16 protein-coding genes are annotated in these 17,283 nt (G+C 56.5%); 3 read left to right on the top strand and 13 right to left on the bottom strand.

Annotated features, from left to right (window positions below):
* Positions 1-32 precede the first annotated feature (32 nt).
* The 3 genes from ltaE (at position 33) to L384_RS08270 (ending at position 3,587) form a co-directional block, all read left to right on the top strand.
* Entirely contained in the window at positions 33-1,034 is a 1,002-nt protein-coding gene (gene ltaE / locus L384_RS08260) for a low-specificity L-threonine aldolase (RefSeq protein ID WP_023324393.1), read from the top strand.
* 10 nt (positions 1,035-1,044) lie between these two features.
* Complete coding sequence (locus tag L384_RS08265) at positions 1,045-2,481, top strand: SDR family oxidoreductase (protein WP_023324392.1); 1,437 nt, start codon at positions 1,045-1,047, stop codon at positions 2,479-2,481.
* Between the two features lie 92 nt (positions 2,482-2,573).
* Positions 2,574-3,587, top strand: a complete 1,014-nt coding sequence (locus tag L384_RS08270; RefSeq protein WP_017384852.1) for an NAD-dependent epimerase/dehydratase family protein — start codon at positions 2,574-2,576, stop codon at positions 3,585-3,587.
* A 145-nt stretch (positions 3,588-3,732) separates the two neighbouring features.
* Here L384_RS08270 and L384_RS08275 read toward each other — a convergent pair whose 3' ends face one another.
* From L384_RS08275 to gspE, 13 genes are all read right to left on the bottom strand, one after another.
* Complete coding sequence (locus L384_RS08275) at positions 3,733-5,553, bottom strand: chitinase (RefSeq protein ID WP_022650709.1); 1,821 nt, start codon at positions 5,551-5,553, stop codon at positions 3,733-3,735.
* Positions 5,554-5,687: 134 nt separating this feature from the next.
* Positions 5,688-6,128, bottom strand: a complete 441-nt coding sequence (gene iagB, locus L384_RS08280) for a type III secretion system invasion protein IagB (RefSeq protein WP_023324391.1) — start codon at positions 6,126-6,128, stop codon at positions 5,688-5,690.
* Positions 6,129-6,229: 101 nt separating this feature from the next.
* Complete coding sequence (locus L384_RS08285; protein ID WP_023324390.1) at positions 6,230-8,932, bottom strand: glycosyl hydrolase family 18 protein; 2,703 nt, start codon at positions 8,930-8,932, stop codon at positions 6,230-6,232.
* A gap of 253 nt (positions 8,933-9,185) precedes the next feature.
* Positions 9,186-9,983 carry a prepilin peptidase gene (locus tag L384_RS08290; protein WP_023324389.1) on the bottom strand — a complete coding sequence of 266 codons (798 nt, stop codon included), beginning with the start codon at positions 9,981-9,983 and terminating at the stop codon, positions 9,186-9,188.
* Entirely contained in the window at positions 9,980-10,465 is a 486-nt protein-coding gene (gene gspM, locus L384_RS08295; protein ID WP_022650705.1) for a type II secretion system protein GspM, read from the bottom strand. Before gspM ends, L384_RS08290 begins: the two co-directional genes overlap by 4 nt.
* On the bottom strand, positions 10,462-11,595 hold the full coding sequence (gene gspL / locus L384_RS08300) for a type II secretion system protein GspL (protein WP_023324388.1): 1,134 nt from the start codon (positions 11,593-11,595) through the stop codon (positions 10,462-10,464). The genes gspM and gspL overlap by 4 nt, the downstream gene beginning before the upstream one ends.
* 15 nt (positions 11,596-11,610) lie before the next feature.
* The gene (gene gspK, locus L384_RS08305; RefSeq protein ID WP_023324387.1) at positions 11,611-12,621 is read right to left on the bottom strand and encodes a type II secretion system minor pseudopilin GspK; all 1,011 of its coding nucleotides are present in this window, start codon (positions 12,619-12,621) and stop codon (positions 11,611-11,613) included.
* Positions 12,618-13,277, bottom strand: a complete 660-nt coding sequence (gene gspJ, locus L384_RS08310) for a type II secretion system minor pseudopilin GspJ (RefSeq protein ID WP_023315727.1) — start codon at positions 13,275-13,277, stop codon at positions 12,618-12,620. Before gspJ ends, gspK begins: the two co-directional genes overlap by 4 nt.
* Positions 13,274-13,654 (bottom strand): type II secretion system minor pseudopilin GspI, encoded by a 381-nt coding sequence (gspI, locus tag L384_RS08315; RefSeq protein WP_023315726.1) that lies wholly within the window; start codon positions 13,652-13,654, stop codon positions 13,274-13,276. The genes gspJ and gspI overlap by 4 nt, the downstream gene beginning before the upstream one ends.
* Complete coding sequence (gene gspH, locus L384_RS08320; RefSeq protein ID WP_023315725.1) at positions 13,647-14,132, bottom strand: type II secretion system minor pseudopilin GspH; 486 nt, start codon at positions 14,130-14,132, stop codon at positions 13,647-13,649. Before gspH ends, gspI begins: the two co-directional genes overlap by 8 nt.
* Complete coding sequence (gspG, locus tag L384_RS08325; RefSeq protein ID WP_003858352.1) at positions 14,132-14,581, bottom strand: type II secretion system major pseudopilin GspG; 450 nt, start codon at positions 14,579-14,581, stop codon at positions 14,132-14,134. Before gspG ends, gspH begins: the two co-directional genes overlap by 1 nt.
* A 3-nt stretch (positions 14,582-14,584) precedes the next feature.
* Complete coding sequence (gene gspF / locus L384_RS08330; protein WP_017384864.1) at positions 14,585-15,793, bottom strand: type II secretion system inner membrane protein GspF; 1,209 nt, start codon at positions 15,791-15,793, stop codon at positions 14,585-14,587.
* Positions 15,793-17,271: a type II secretion system ATPase GspE gene (gene gspE, locus L384_RS08335; protein ID WP_022650700.1), complete on the bottom strand. Its 1,479-nt coding sequence runs from the start codon at positions 17,269-17,271 to the stop codon at positions 15,793-15,795. The genes gspF and gspE overlap by 1 nt, the downstream gene beginning before the upstream one ends.
* Positions 17,272-17,283 lie beyond the last annotated feature (12 nt).

Here is a 17,283-nt window from a genome sequence, read left to right as displayed (position 1 = left end):
TGGCATCGCCTTTTTAAATATAAGGACATGCCATGATTGATTTACGCAGTGATACCGTTACCCGTCCGGGCCGCGCCATGCTCGAAGAGATGATGGCCGCCCCGGTCGGGGACGACGTCTACGGCGATGACCCGACGGTCAACGAACTCCAGCGCTATGCGGCCGAGCTGAGCGGTAAAGAGGCTGCTCTGTTCCTGCCCACCGGCACGCAGGCTAACCTGGTGGCGCTGCTGAGCCACTGCGAGCGCGGCGAAGAGTATATCGTTGGCCAGGGGGCGCATAACTACCTGTACGAAGCCGGCGGCGCGGCGGTGCTCGGCAGCATCCAGCCGCAGCCGATCGATGCTGCGCCGGACGGTACGCTGCCGCTGGACAAAGTCGCGGCGAAAATCAAAGCCGACGATATTCACTTCGCCCGCACTAAACTGCTGAGCCTCGAAAACACCCATAACGGTAAAGTCTTGCCGCGCGAATACCTGAAAGCGGCATGGGATTTTACCCGCGAGCGCAAGCTCGGCCTCCACGTTGACGGCGCACGTATCTTCAACGCCGTGGTGGAGTACGGCTGCGAGCTGAAAGAGATCACCCAATATTGCGACTCGTTCACCATTTGCCTCTCTAAAGGGCTGGGCACGCCGGTAGGTTCCCTGCTGGTTGGCAGCGCAGACTACATCAGACGCGCCAACCGGTGGCGCAAAATGACCGGCGGCGGGATGCGTCAGGCGGGTATTCTGGCGGCTGCCGGACTGTACGCCCTGAAAAATAACGTGTCACGCCTGAAATACGATCACGATAATGCGGCGTGGATGGCAGCGCAGCTGCGTGAAATCGGCGCTGATGTCATGCGACACGACACCAACATGCTGTTTGTCCGCGTCGGCGATGAGCATGCTGCCGCGCTGGGCGACTTTATGAAAGCCCGAGGCGTGCTGATCAACGCCTCCCCGGTCGTGCGACTGGTGATGCATCTTGACGTTAACCGCGAGCAGTTGACCGAGGTGGTGAAACACTGGCAGGCGTTTTTACAGCGTTAAGGAGCATACCGTGCCGCAACGTATTCTGGTGCTCGGCGCCAGCGGGTATATCGGTCAGCATCTGACCACTGCGTTAAGCCAGCAGGGGCACCAGGTGCTGGCAGCGGCACGCAACACGGAACGCCTGCAAAAGCTACATTTGCCTGGCGTGACGTGTCACAACGTTGACCTTAACTGGCCGAAAGCGCTTCCTGCGCTGCTGGAAGGGGTCGATACGCTTTACTACCTTGTCCACAGCATGGGCGAAGGCGGCGATTTTATCGCCCACGAGCGTCAGGTGGCGATGAACGTTCGTGATGCGCTGCGGCAAACGCCGGTGAAGCAGGTGATTTTTTTAAGCTCACTCCAGGCGCCTGAGAACGAGCAGTCAGATCATCTGCGCGCCCGACAGCTGACGGCAGAAACGCTGCGAAGCGCCCGTATCCCCGTCACCGAACTGCGGGCAGGGATCATCGTCGGCGCGGGGTCCGCCGCATTCGAAGTGATGCGCGATATGGTCTACAACCTGCCTGTGCTGACGCCGCCGCGCTGGGTACGCTCGCGCACCACGCCCATTGCACTGGAGAATTTACTCCACTATCTGGTGGCATTGCTGGATCACCCGGCGGAGCAGCATCGCGTGCTGGAGGCGGCAGGCCCGGAAGTGCTGAGCTATCAGGCGCAGTTCGAACATTTTATGCGGGTGAGCGGCCGCCGCCGCTGGCTGATCCCCATCCCCTTCCCGACCCGCTGGATTTCGGTGTGGTTTTTGAATGTGATCACCTCCGTGCCGCCGACGACCGCCAAAGCGCTTATACAGGGACTGAAGCACGATCTGCTGGCGGACGATCGTGAACTGCGTGCCTTGATCCCTCAGGAATTGATCCCCTTCGACGACGCGGTACGTAATACGCTGAAAGAAGAAGAGAAGCTGGTGAACTCCAGCGACTGGGGCTACGATGCGCAGGCGTTTGCCCGCTGGCGGCCCGAGTACGGCTATTATCCGAAACAGGCGGGCTGTACGGTCAAAACCACGGCCAGCCTTGCAGCGCTGTGGGAAGTTGTGAACCAGATTGGCGGCAAAGAGCGCTATTTCTTCGGCAATATTCTGTGGCAAACGCGCGGCGCGCTGGATCTGCTGGTCGGTCACCGGCTGGCAAAAGGCCGCCCTGACCATCCCTGGCTGAAGGTGGGCGATACCGTCGACAGCTGGAAGGTGATTATCGTTGAGCCGGAAAAACAGCTGGCGCTGCTGTTTGGCATGAAGGCGCCGGGGCTGGGGCGGCTCTGCTTCACCCTGAAGGACAAGGGCGACCATCGTGAACTGGACGTTCGGGCATGGTGGCATCCGCACGGAATGCCGGGTCTGTTTTACTGGTTGCTGATGATCCCGGCACACCTGTTTATCTTCCGCGGAATGGCGAAACGGATTGCGCTACTGGCAGAAGAAAAGCGGGAAAATAACTAAATAAAACTCTTAATCTTTCACCTTTCCCATTGCAACACATCGTAATTCACGAAAGAATGCGCACGAAATTCTTTTCAACACAGTGGATTGTTATGAAGGTACTGGTTACCGGGGCGACCAGCGGCTTAGGCCGAAATGCGGTCGAGTTTCTGCGCAACAAAGGCATCAGCGTGAGGGCCACCGGTCGCAATGAGGCGATGGGTAAGCTCCTGCAAAAAATGGGCGCTGAATTTGTCCATGCCGATCTGACGGAGCTGGTCTCCTCTCAGGCCAAGGTGATGCTCGCCGGTATCGATACGCTGTGGCACTGCTCCAGTTTTACCTCCCCGTGGGGTACCCAGGAAGCCTTTGATCTCGCCAACGTGCGCGCCACGCGCCGTCTGGGTGAATGGGCCGTCGCCTGGGGCGTGCGTAACTTTATTCATATTTCCTCTCCGTCGCTCTATTTCGACTATCACCACCATCGTGATATTCAGGAAGATTTCCGCCCGGCGCGCTTTGCCTGTGAGTTTGCCCGCAGTAAAGCGGCGGGCGAAGAGGTGATCGACCTGCTGGCCCAGTCAAACCCGCACACCCGCTTTACCGTGCTGCGTCCGCAGAGCCTGTTTGGGCCGCACGACAAAGTCTTTATCCCGCGACTGGCCCAGATGATGCATCACTACGGCAGCGTGCTGTTACCGCGCGGCGGCGATGCGCTGGTGGACATGACCTATTACGAAAATGCCGTTCACGCCATGTGGCTGGCGAGCCAGCCGGAATGCGATAAGCTGGTGTCGGGGCGCGCGTATAACATCACTAACGGCGAACCCTGTACCCTGCGCAGCATTGTGCAAAGGCTAATTGACGAATTAAAAATCGACTGCCGGATCCGTTCCGTTCCCTACCCAATGCTGGACATGATTGCCCGCAGCATGGAACGTTTTGGCAGCAAATCGGCGAAAGAGCCTGCGCTGACGCATTACGGTGTGTCGAAGCTCAACTTTGATTTTACGCTGGATATTTCTCGGGCGGAGAACGAGCTGGGATATAAACCGATTGTCTCGCTGGATGAAGGGATAGTGCGTACGGCGGCGTGGTTACGGGATCACGGGAAGTTGCACCGGTAAGCGTTCCAGCCTCATGTAGGCCGGGTAAGCGCAGCGCCACCCGGCAAAAAACAGAGAGTGCGGACTGATGCCCTCACCCCGGCCCTCTCCCACAGGGAGAGGGTGCAGACACTAAAACGGCAACCCTGGGGGTTGCCGTTTGCTTTTACAGAGCCGTCCAGGCTTCAGCCCATGCCAGACCTGCGCCTGGTTCATAGTACGTTGGAGAGTTGTTACACCAGCCGCTGTACGGGAACGGTTTGCACTGGAACAGTTTACCGTGGTTGTTCACGATATCACCGGCGTTGTACTTGCTGTTCGCGCTCCATGCCGGGTAAGACGTATCTTCTCCGGATGGCGTTGCCGCTTTCGCTTTCACGTTCAGCAGGTAAGACGTGGTGCTGCTCAGCTCGCCATCGCTGACGGTCAGGCTCACTTCATACTGCTGCGCCGTCGCAGACTCTGGCGCTGTGAAGGTCACAACCGCTTTGTCCTGACCGGTAACAGTCTGACCATCCTGGGAACGCCAGGTATACGTCAGTTTGTTGCCATCAGGATCGGTGGAGCCTTCCGCACTCAGAGAAACCTGCGCACCTGCTTCCACTGCACCGATCGGACCGGCAATCTGCGCAACCGGCGCGTGGTTCACCACAACAGGTTCGACCGGAGTTTCATCCGGCGTTGGTGTTGGCGCTGGCGTTTCATCGCCAGATGGCGTCGGTGTTGGCGTGACCGGGGTTTCGTCCGGGGTAACGGAAGAACCATCATCGTTAACGATTTTCACGTTAAAGAACTTCTGCACGCACTTGCTGTAGTCACCTTCTTTAAAGGCGCTGAACGGAGTCTGGTAGCCCACCAGCTGGCAAGAGTAGGTCTTGCCGTCCGGGGTATCCGCGCTCCATCCCCAGTCCTGTTCCCAGTAAATCTTCAGGGCGCCTGCGCCACCTTCGTCGAACTGCTTCATGTTGGCGCAACCCAACACTTCGTTCGCCGGAACAGGCACTTTCAGGTAGTTTGCAAACTCTTTGTAGTATTTGATACGGTTCTGAGACTGCGCAATTTCAGTCGGGCCGCCGCACTCAACGCCGCCGTTGATGATCTGGGTGGTCACACCAAAGCCCGGAACCAGACCGTTGGCTTTATCGTGGTCGTTCGGCTGCCATGTACCGTCGATCACCTGCAACATGCTTGGTTTTGGCGGCTGCGGATAGGCGAAGAAGAAGATCGCACTCGCCAGGTTCAGCCAGGTGTCCGCCACCAGCTCAGGTTTGTCGAGCAGTGTACGCACGTCGCCGTACATCGCTTCAGAGAATGGACCGTAGTTGTAGTTGTAAGACAACTGTTTCGCACCGCGTCCGAAATAGCTCAGGAAATCGCCGTCTTTATCTTTACCGCAAGGCCAGGTCTGTCCTTGCCAGACGTCCGGGTTACATTCGCCGTTATAACCGCCCTTCTGCCCTTCGCTCCAGCCCATTTCACGTACGTGGACCAGCGCCTGACGCCATTCGGCTTCCGGACGCCAGCTTTCGTGGCCGCCAGTTTCCTGGGCAAAGTGGGCAAACATGGTGGCCAGCTCTTTGCGACAGATGGCGTCGCTGTCACGACCGTCATTATAGGTTTTACACAGCGCCGGGAATTTACCCACGGCTTTCAGGAAGTTGCTGTAGGTATAGGCCTGGGCGCGCAGCGGGAAGAGATATTCCCAGTCGCTGGCTTTCACAATCCCTTCAACGCGTTTAACGTTGTCCGGGTTCGCCGCCCGGCCTGGCTCAATCAGTTCGACCTGCGCGTTATCCAGCGTCTGGATGGTCTCTTTAACCGAAGCCATCAGCGGGAAGTCCGTCAGTTCCTTCTCTTTCTTCGCCAGATCGCTGGCTTTGATGGTGTACGGCTCACTGCTGGTCTCCTTCAGATTCGCAGCCTGGGCCATGAATGGCGCCACGCAGGCTCCCGCAATGAGTACACTCAGTAACGTCCTTTTGTTCATTTCAGTTTTCCTGTTCGTTTCAAATTAAATGTTAATATCCCGGCTTAGGTATTACTCCGTTAATACATAAACCACATTCAGCTGTTTTCACTTTTCGAAGAACACCTTCAGGAATTCTTCAAAAATAAAAAACGTTAATAACGTGCTGCTAATTTCAGTTGCTGATATTTGGCCCAGACCTTATGGGCATATTTCATCCTCTGCGGATAATTTTCTTTTTTCAGTCCGGCGTTATACGCGCCAACGGCTTCCCAGTTATAGCCATACACCCTGATCATCCCGGAAAGGATAGAAGCCCCGACCATGATCGAAGTACACGGCTCCGTGATTAATCGATATTCGTTGATGCCTCTGCTTTCCAGCGCGGTAAAATGCGAACTGTTGATTTGCATCAGCCCGACATCCCGCGTGCCATCGCGGTTTTGCCCAACCGCATACGGATTCATTCCGGATTCCACATTCGCTATCGCGTACAGTAAATAAGGATCGACATGATAATAATGCGCCGCTTTATCCCAACAATTTGCCAGTGCGCTTTGGCTTATTATCAATAACAACAAAATTAACTTTTTCATTTTTACCTGCTGACAGTTTCAGTTATTTCTCCTTACCAACATCCTGTAAAATGAATTTTGAATCACTCCCCCTCTAAAGGGGGAGTGATTAATGGGTTAGATTATTTGCAATCTGTTGATGCGCCTTCTTTTACCCATACGTCGCTGTTGGCTGGGTTATCACCACGGGTCCACCATTTCGCACGGTAAACGTTACCTTCATAGGTGGTGGTGTCGCCGCCGTTGTAGACCAGGTCAGAACGCCAGTTCATCTTCACGTTGCTCACCAGCTCCCATGCATCCACACCGAAGCCAGGCTGATTGCCCTGAGTCCAGTACTTCGCTTTCCACACCAGATGGTCGAAGCTTACGGTATCGCCACCGTTGTAGATTTTGCTGGATTCCCACGCCGCGTATTTGCTGGCGTTAGCATCCACAGGTGCATCGCAGCTTCCTTTGTCAGACGGAGGAGTCACATCATCAGCCGGAGGGGTAACGTCATCCGCCGGGTTAGTGTCTTCGTCAGCAGGTACCGGTGCAGGCGCCGCTTTCGGATTCACGGTAACCTGGACGTTAGACTGCACGCTGGTCTTACCGTCGCTCACTACCACGCTCAGGGTGTAGGTAGACGTCGAGCTCACTTCCGGCGCCGTGATATTCACGTTCGCGGAGTCAGTTCCGGTGGCGTGCATATCTGCTGGTACGCTCCAGGCGTAGGTCAGCGCATCACCGTCTGGGTCCGCAGCCTGGGCATGCAGCGCATAGGTTTCACCAGATTCAAGCGTGATCGCTTCCATTGGGTTTAAAACCGGTGCCTGGTTAGCTTTCGGCGCCTTGTTCACCACCTGGACATCAATCGCGTTGCTCAGGCCTTTTGCATCGGTCACCGTCAGGCGGAACGTCATGGTCTGGTCGGTGGTCGCTGCCGCAACATTGAAGGTCGCTTTCGCTTTGGTGCTGTTGTTGATGGTGACAGACGGACCAGAGACCTGAGTCCATTTGTAGGTAATCGCATCGCCATCAGGATCGCTGGAAGCAGAGCCATCGAGCGTGACGGTTGCCGGGCCAGACACGTTCTGATCGGCAGAGGACGCGATTGGCGCGTGGTTGGTGACCACCGGATCAACCGGAGTCGAGTCGCCGCCCAGCAGGCTTTCGTTCATCGCATTCAGAATGTCGCCGGTATCAGAGTCGATAGACCACGCGAACAGACCGCCCAGTTTATTGGCCAGAACATACTTGCCTTTCGCAGTGGTTGAACGCGCATCTTCATACGAGATCAGGTCGCCGGTGGATTTGTTGAAGACGTAAGGGGCTTCAGCGGTCGTGTCGTAGCCGTATTCCCAGCCCGGTTTGCCTTTGTATTCGTTCACGATCTGACGATAGTCAACCACGCCCGGTTCCCAGGTGCCTTTCACCATGCCGGTTGCCGTACCGGTGAATGGATTGTCACCGGTGTAGCCATGCACGCCGGTCCAGCCGCGGCCATACATGCCCGCACCCACCACGATCTTGCCTGGCTGTACACCCTGCGCAAGGAGCGCGTTAACGCCGTTTTCAGTGGTGTAATCAGTGTCCGGACGCCATGCTGGCGCACGCAGCGCAGCCTGGTGGCCGAGAACGGTGTTGCTCCAGCCGCCGTAGAAGTCGTAGCTCATCAGGAAGATGTGGTCGAGATACTGCTGAGCCGTAGTGTAATCCACGTCTTCGATCTTATCGCGACCTGCACCGATGGCGCTGGTCAGTTCATAGGTACGGCCCGTCTGTGCAGACAGCTCGTTCAGCATGGTGCGCAGGTCGTGCATCAGTGCGGTATAGGTCGCTTTATCCTGCTGCGGGTTACCCAGGTTTTCGGTTACACCGCCACCGCCCGGGAATTCCCAGTCGATATCCACGCCGTCAAAGAATTTCCACGTCTGGAGGAAATCTTTCACAGAAGAGACAAAGCGTGCTCGGATAGCCGGGTCGCCCATGTGGAAGAACGGATCGGAAAGCGTCCAGCCGCCGATAGATGGCAGCACTTTCAGGCCTGGATGCGCTTTTTTCAGCGCCATCAGCTGGCCAAAGTTACCTTTGTACGGATCATCCCAGTTGGAGACGCCAGCCTGTGGTTTTTGCAGCGCAGCCCATGGATCGTGGATCGCCACGGTAAAGTCAGGACGGCCCTTACAGTCGTTCTGAAGCACGCGGAAGCTGTTACCACCTTCAATGGTTTTCAGGCCGTCGTTGATGCCGTCACCGCCACAGATTGGAATGAAGCCGTACAGAATGTGGTTGAGGTTTGCCGCAGGGATCTTATCAACCGGGAAGTTACGGTCGTAAACGCCCCATTCCGGGAAGTAGGCCGCAACCACTTTATCGGTATGCTTCGCGAACGCTTTGTTGTTCTCCTGGAGAGACGTATTCAGCGGCAGCAGGTGGCTACCGTCGGTGTCAGCCACAATAATCAGCTTACTGGCGCTTTTCGCACAGCCGCTGGCATTACAGACTTCAACCTGTTCCTGATAACGCCCGCCTTTTTTCACTTTAAACGTTGCAGAGCCCGTCGCACCGGCTGCGCCGGTCCACACGGTCTGTCCGTCCAGCAGAACTTTCGCAGAAGTTGGCGCATCACCACTCCAGACGTTCCACTCAACTTTTACATCCACGCCATCGTTATGCACTTTGACAAGATTGTTATAATCCTGTGCAGCCTGATCCACTTCCACCAGGGCAAATTTGTCATTGCCATAGCCGATCGTCGGTGCACCTGGCGCTGCTGCAAATGCGGAGCTGGTTGCCGCCGCAATAAAGAGCGCCAGATATTTTGGCTTCATAAATTTCATTTTTATTTCCTGATAAATTTATTTATAACGTAGTAATCCATGTCTTCCGTGAGATCATGGATGCGTTTCGCGTAATGCGTATTTAACCAACGTGAGTGCCGTGAACAAAAAATTGTTGCTGCGTTGTATTCCTCCATTAAAAGATACAAGCCTAATCCCGTGTAGCTTATATCTCTTACGATACACTGAGCGTAAAGGATCGTCCTATCCTTCCTCCATCAAAAAGATTTATAAAAAATCTTGACCTGTATATTTAAAATGTGAAAGCAATTTGCTGACTAATAAAAACCCCTATTCCAGCAAAGGCGAGATAAGGACCAAAAGAAATAGTGAGGTTATTTTTATTTAAATTATTTACGGCGAAATAACCGACAATACCGCTTAACGCTGCCGCCAGTTCAATAGAGGGCAACGCCTGCCAGCCGCACCAGGCGCCCAGCGCCGCCAGTAGCTTAAAATCCCCGTAACCCAGACCTTCTCGTCCCGTGATCAGACGAAAAGCCCAGTAGAGCAGCCAGAGCGACAGATAGCCCGCCACCGCGCCGAACAGCGCATCGCGTAGCAGCAACGTGTGGTCAAACACATGAAGCAAGAGACCTGCCCACAGCAGCGGCTGGGTCAGGCAGTCCGGAAGCAGCTGGTGCTGCCAGTCGATCATGGCCAGCGGCAGTAAAAAAGCCGCCAGTAACCACAAAGAGAACAGCGCCTGAACGTCTGGCATGCACCAGACCGTGATGCCAAAAAACAAGGCGGAGATCAGTTCGACCAGAAAGAGTCGCAGCGGGATCGCGCTGCCGCACTGGTGGCAGCGCCCCCGTAATAAAAGCCAGCTGAGCAGCGGGATGTTTTCCCACGCGGCGAGCGCGTGCTGGCACACCGGACAGTGCGAGGCCGGAATGAGCAGATTACCGCTCCCCTCCTCATCCATCACCATCCCCGGTACGCGTTCGGCGACAACGCCAAGAAAACTGCCCACAATGCCGCCCAGGATCGCACTCATTATCGGGAACTCTACCGGAAAGGCATCCCGCATCAGCGCGAAGGTATTCATGCGTTTTTTGCCCAGGTGAGCTGCACCTGCGCTTTCACATCGCTGAGGTGGTCAACCGGCGTGAGGTTTATTTTTTGCAATCTCACACCGGTGGTCTGATTAATTTCACGCAGCCAGCTTTTTAATTCATACACATTAACCCGATTCACCACGAACGATAAAGTTTGCCCCTCCTGGCGCACATCCGTCAGCGAAAGGTTAATTTCATGGGCGCTATTCTCGACCACCGTACGCGGATTATCCGTTTTGACTAACTGGATCTGAAGATGATTTTTATCAATTTCACTGCGCATCCAGTTAAGCGTCTCTTTTTGTCTTTTAAGTGTCGATTTACTATTTTTAATCATATTATCCAAGGGGATCACTCCTGTGTAATACACCGCTGCCCCCACAATGGCAACGGCACATATTTTTAAAATGATTTTTTCCCGGGCGCTGTAATTCTGATAGCGCGCTTTCAGCTGTGCGATTCGCTCTTTCATTTATGTTTCCCTGCGATCATGGCGGTATACGGTTCGGTTGTTGAAACAGGCTGTAAGGTAAAATCAAAATTCTCACTGGTCTGGTTAACAAACGCCTGCAACGCGGGCTGGTTTTGCGCGCTGACGCTCAGCGTCAGGGTGTTTTGCTGCGCATCGTATTCCAGCAGATCGATCTCCATCGCAGGGACTGACTGCCGGGCTTTCTCCAGCTCCTCAAGCTGAAGAAAGAACCCCTTGCTCTGTTTTTTCAGGCTTTGGCCAAAGTGATATTTGATATTGGTCTGCTGGCGCATGCTGGGGAAATGGTGCTGATAAACCTGGACGATCTCCTGCTGCACCCGATTTTCCTGCTGCACCAGCATCCAGGCCATCGCAATGCGTGGCCCCAGCAGCAGACCAACAGACAGCACGCCCGCCGCCACCATCGCGGCTTTCATCCTTTTCGCTGCCCGCCCATGACCGGCCTTAAGGCTGAATTCACCGTGAAGCAGGTTAACGCGACAGGTTTGCCACTGCGGCTGGATCAGCGCCAGCGGATGCTGCCAGGCATGCTGCACGTCAATGTGCACCTTCGCAGGCGCATCGCCGTAACACCACACTTCCCCGACCCCGGCTTTCTGCATTAACAGCGGCAGCAGGGTTGCCTCCATTTCACCCGCCACATGGGGCGATAAACGCAGCCAGTAGCCATCATCCTGCGCGACCAGCGTGCTGCCCCCTGCCGTCACGGGCAGGAGCCAGGCATCAGGCAGGGCCTGAATCACGTTTAATCCGGCCTCCTGGCAGCGGGTTAATGTTGCGCGCAGGCGGTCGGCGTCAATGGCCACGGCGTCGACGTCGGCGCCTTTTTTGTGGAGTACCGTCCAGTGGAGGTTGTCCACGTCGCCAATCAGCGTCTCTTCTGCCATCCACGAGAAGGCCATTCCCTGAGAAGCCACCTTTTTCGGTAGCCTAAAATGGCGGAAAATCATGTCGCTGGCGGGTAACAGGAGACAAACGCGCGTAGCCAGGGGGTGTTCGGACAGCATCTCCAGGCTGTCGACCACCTCGACGCGCTCGCTGCCGGACTCACACCACATTATTTTCCCGCCCTCGCGGCTGTCGGGACGAACAAAAAGTACCTGTTTCATAACGTTCTACTTTTCTTATTCAATCATTCGGTAACGACGCTGCCACGTCACGATCTCACCGGCTTCGTTATTCACCTGAAGCTGGCTGACCACGCGAAGCGTTAATTCATCGGTATTGCCGGTGTAATTCACGCGGAAGTACCGGCTGTTTATAGAAAATTGATCCACCACCTGCTGGAGATCGTCTTTTAACTGCGGGAAGGCCTGCTCCAGCGCTTTGCTGAACGCTTCCATATTTTCCCAGCCCGATTCCGGACGCGAATCCAGCAGGCGAACGGCGTCATCCTGCGTGAGTTTTCCCGGGAACATGGCCGCCAGCACGGCGGCCTGTTCCGGTTGCAGGGTGTTCACGTCCACCTTGCTGGCGGCGTCCGGCAGCGCGCATAACAGCTTGCTCACCTTTGGATATGCCGTAACAGGGAACGCCGGCAGCAGTTTGATTTCCGCGATGCTGCGCATCATCTGATTTGCCGGTTGCCGCGCGGGCACGACGCCAGCCCACGCATCGCTTTCGGCCCCCTCCTTCGCCGTGGTGCTGTCACCATCGAGATAATCCACCAGCTGGAAATAGACCGCCTCCGCCGTGCCCGGACTGAGCCCACTTTCCGTCAGAAGTTGTTCTACAATCCGCGCTTTACGCGGTGTTTCCGCCACCGCGGGAGCGCTTTGCCCCTGGGGTGCGATGTCGGCGGTCAACAGGTTATTGACGTTAAAGCAGTCCTGCGCATCTTCCACCTGGCTCACGACCGTGTAATCTTCACCCTGCGTCTCCAGCGGCTGATGCCAGTCGCCGTCCAGCGCCAGCGGCTTGCTCTCGCCGCTGGCGTCGGTCTGTAACCGGTCCTTCACCACTTTTTCCTGGGCCTGCATCGCCCAGCGCAGCTGCTGCTGGCTTACCTGATAATGCGTTTTCTGCAAATTACGGCAGAACTGCTGGCTGATTTTGGCGGCCAGCGCCGACATCATCACCAGCAAAATCAGCACCACCAGCAGGGCGACGCCCTGTTGTTGACGGATCCGCTTCATGGTCTGGTCTCCGGCGAAGGGGCAGGCGCAGGGGCTGCATCCGGGGGCGTCCCAGGCGCGTCGGCGGCTTTCTCTGGCGCCGCGGCAGCGGCCACCTCCGGCATATCACCCGGCGTGGTGAATACCCAGCGCCAGGTATCCCCGTTTTCCATCGTCAACGTAACCTCCACGCCGTCCGGCAGATGGGCGGCGTCGCTCCAGCTTTTCAGCCAGCCCTGACGATAAAACCGCCACTGCAATGATTTAACGCCGCTGACAATCGGCACTTCGTCAGGCTTAACTTCCGCCGGGCCGTCAATGACCGGCCAGACGTCGCGATACAAACGCCCCTCTTCCAGCCGCCAGCGCTCGCGCTCCAGTTGGACCGTTCCGCTCACGCCATTCAGGGTGGTCAGTTCAAGGGCATCGCCCGCCTGACGAAACAGCTCCGGCTCATTACGCGGGGCGCGCGCCTGAAGCTGGAAAAAATCACGCTCCATCAGACTCCAGGCGCGCTGAAGCTGGTTGAGCTTTGCGGCGCTGGCATCCGTCGCCGAGCTGGTACGCATCGCGCCGTCCAGAATTTGCCAGGCCAGGGTGCTGATCACCGCGAAGATAGTCAGCGCAATCATGATCTCCAGCAGGGTAAATCCGCGCTGGCGTCGCATTTTCTTCACTTGCTCTCTCCCGGCGGAATGATATGCAGGGAAATAACCGGCTGGCTCTCATCGCCTTCCGCATACACGCGTATTGTATTCGCCCAGACGTTGTCGGCCGTTTTCACCCGCTGCTTACGCCAGTTCCACCTGCGCCCGCCCATGATTTCCGTCCCCTGCTGTTCAGCATCCGGGAAGTCGGTTTTCGTGAGCTGTGCTTCCGCCAGCTGATTTTCCGCCACCCAACTGGCCTGCAAGGTATCGGCCAGGCCATGGGTAAAACGCACGTTCAGGGAGACCGAGTTCATCAGCGCCAGCGCGGCGGTGGAGAAAATCACCAGAGCGACCATCACCTCCAGCAGCGTCATCCCCTTTTGCTTTTTGTTGCCGTTAGCCATCGTTTTCTACCGATACCGGCGCCGCACCTTGCGACACCACGCGGAAATGGTGCTGTTTGTCATAACTTTGCAGCGTCAGCGTAAAGCGGCTGATTTCACCGTCCGGTAAAAAGATTACCTGCGGCTCGGACGTCACCGTCGCGGCCAGGCGCTGCGGCGAGAGCGACACATGCATCTCTTCCGGAAAATCACCTTTGGTGGAAATGCGTCCGGCAGATAATGGCACCCAGTGACGCTCGCCATTTTCATCGGCGATCGTCACCAGCTGATATTTATCGGTGGCGATCACCAGCCCGACAATATTTCCGTCCATCACCGCACGGTCTGAACCATAATCAACGAGCGCTTTTAATTGCTGGCCAAATATATCCGCGCCGCTGCGCGAAGGAATGGTGGACACCACCATCATGGCGCAACTGGCAAATATCACCAGCGCCAGAATAATTTCCAGCAACGTAAAGCCGCGTTGATTTTTCATTATTTCTCTTTCTTATCCAGAGACCAGTTGGTAATGTCATCGGCGGTATTGGCTTCGCCGTCCGGACCGGCTGAGAAGACGTCCACCGCGCCGTGTTCACCCGGGCTCACCAGCAGATAATCATTGCCCCAGGGGTCCTGCGGCAGGCGACGGATATAGCCGTCCGTGCGGTAGCCGTTCGGGATTGGCGCGATTTCAGGTTTGGTCACCAGCGCCTGCAAACCCTGCTCTGTGGTCGGGTAGCGGTGGTTATCCAGCTTGTACATATCCAGCGAGCCTTCGAGCGCGACAATATCGCTGGTTGCTTTTTGCGTATCGGCTTTTTCCTTATTGCCCATTAAATTTGGCACTACCATACTCGCCAGTACGCCGAGAATAACAATGACCACCATTAATTCGAGCAATGTGAAGCCCGCCTGGCGAGCCAGGTTTTTACGTTTTAAAGCCATGATTTAACCTACCATATTATTAAGTTGCAGAAGCGGTTGTAATATTGAAAGCACGATGAATAAAACAATCGTCGCCATGGATACCACCAGCGCCGGTTCAAAGACCGACAGCGTTAATGTAATTCGATGTTGTAAGGCCGATTCCTGATTTTCCGCCGCGCGATCCATTAAATTACCTAATTCCCCGCTCTCTTCACCGGAGGCAATCATATACAGCATGGTGGGCGGGAATAATTTCGCCTGTTCCAGCGCCGCATACAGCGACGCCCCCTGGCGCACGGTGTCGGCGGCCTGCTCCAGCACCTGCCGGGCATAGCGGTTTTCGATACCGTCCATCGCGATATACATCCCCTCCAGCAGCGGCACGCTACTGGCCTGCAAAATACTCAGGGTACGGATATAGCGGGCGCTGTTGATGGCGCAGACCAGCTTTTTAATCGGCGAGCCGTTCACCAGCCAGCTGTGCCAGCGAAAACGGTTTTTGGCATTCCTCAGCCAGGTTTTGAAGCCGATAAAGCCGCCCCCCAGAATGCCCACAATATAAATGCCCCAGGCTTGCAGGAAATCACTTACCGCAATCAGCGTCCGGGTGGTGATCGGCAGCTGCTGCTTCATGTGAGTGAACTGCTCGATCACCTGCGGCACCACCGCCACCAGCAGGATGCTGATGACCGCGATGGCGACCACGGTGAGGGTTATCGGGTAGACCATCGCCTGCGTCAGCTTACTTTTCATTTTCTGGCGCTGCTCGTTGTACTCCGCCAGCTTCTCCAGCACGTCGCCCAGGTGACCGGTTTTCTCCCCGGCCATCACCAGCGTGCAGTAAAGCTTGTCGAAGGTGCGCGGGAACTGGCTGAAGGCATCGAACAGGGTGTGGCCTTCCACCACCTTCTCGCGGATCTCCACCACCATCGCCGCCAGCTTTTTGTCTTCCGTCTGCTTCGAGATCGCTTTCAGCGCGCTCTCCAGCGGCAGCGCGGCGTTGACCAGCGTCGAAAGCTGACGGGTAAACATCGACAGCACCGGAGTGGAGAGCTTCACCCCGGTTTTCGCTTTCCCGCCAGCCGCCGTTTCGCGGGTTTCGGTAATGCTGACGGGCATCAGCTTTTGCTCGCGAAGCCACTGGCGAACCTGCTTCTGCCCCTCGGCCTGTAACGTCCCGCGCTGGGTTTTCCCCGCGGCATCCGTCGCTGTCCAGGCGTAGAAAGCCATTATGCATCCCCCCCACGCTCGGCGGTGACGCGCATGACTTCTTCCAGAGACGTCACGCCGCCGATCACCTTCAGCAGCCCGTTTTCACGCAGGCTGTAGGCCTGCTTAAAGAGCTGCGTTTCGAGGGACATTTCGTCCTTATCTTCATGGATGGCGCGGCGCATGGCGCTGTCCACCACCAGAAATTCATGAATACCGGCGCGGCCCTGATAGCCGCTCTGACGGCAGTGTTCGCACCCCACCGCGCGGTAAATCGCTTCTGGCGGCGCGTCCATAAAGCTGAACAGCGCTTTTTCATTGGCGTCCAGCGGACTGGTGGTCCGGCAGTGCGTACACAGCCGACGCACCAGACGCTGGGCAATGACACCGAGCAGCGATGAACCGATTAAAAACGACTCCAGCCCCATATCCCGCAGACGGGTTATCGCCCCTGCGGCACTGTTGGTGTGTAGCGTCGACATCACCAGGTGACCGGTCAGCGACGCCTGCACCGCGATCTGGGCGGTCTCACCGTCGCGAATTTCCCCGATCATCACCACGTCCGGGTCCTGACGCAGAATCGCGCGCAGCCCACGGGCAAAGGTCATGTCCACGCGCGGGTTAACCTGCGTCTGCCCCACCCCTTCCAGCTCGTACTCAATCGGATCTTCCACGGTCAGAATGTTGCGTTCGTGGCCGTTCAGCGCCGAGAGTATGGCGTACAGCGTGGTGCTTTTACCGGAACCCGTCGGGCCGGTAACGAGGATGATCCCGTGCGGGCGTTCGATCAGCCCTTTCAGCTTCTCCAGTTCTTCATCAATCAGCCCCAGCTTGTTGATGTCGGGCTTGAGATTGCTTTTATCGAGCAGACGCATCACCACGCGCTCGCCGTACTGGGACGGAATGGTCGACACACGCACGTCGATCGCCTTGCGACCGATGCGCAGGGAGATACGGCCATCCTGGGGGAGACGTTTCTCGGCGATGTCGAGTTTCGACATCACCTTGATTCGCGATACCAGCAGCGGGGCGAGCTTACGCGCCGGTTGCAGCACCGGGCGCAGCACGCCGTCAACGCGAAAGCGAATGCTCAGGGTGCGCTCGAAGGTTTCGATATGAATATCCGACGCGCCGTCCTTCACCGCCTCGCCGAGAATGGCGTTGATCAGGCGGATCACCGGCGAGTTTTCGTCGTTATCGAGCAGATCTTCGTTATCCGGGATCTCCTCGGTTAACGCCATCAGATCGATATCCGCGTCCATGTCGTCCACCAGCTGCTGCGACACGCCGCTGCTCTGCTGCCAGATTTTGGCCAGCATCTCATCAAACGCTTCCGGCGCCAGGGTGATCGGGACGAACGCGCGTCCAAGCACCCGGCGCACCTCCAGCAGTGCTAACGCCGGGGTGTCCTCACGGATATAGACGTCATTGTTGTAAAGCAGAACGCCGTTATCTTTTGCGTAGTTGCTGCTACACAGGGATTTACTCAGTTCGTCCACGTTATCCCTCCG

It is taken from the genome of Enterobacter sp. MGH 38 (genome assembly GCF_000492855.1).
In the GTDB taxonomy this organism is placed as follows: Bacteria; Pseudomonadota; Gammaproteobacteria; order Enterobacterales; family Enterobacteriaceae; genus Enterobacter; species Enterobacter hormaechei_C.
The sequence above is the reverse complement of the archived record's forward strand: the minus strand, read 5'-3'. Positions and strand labels throughout refer to the sequence as shown.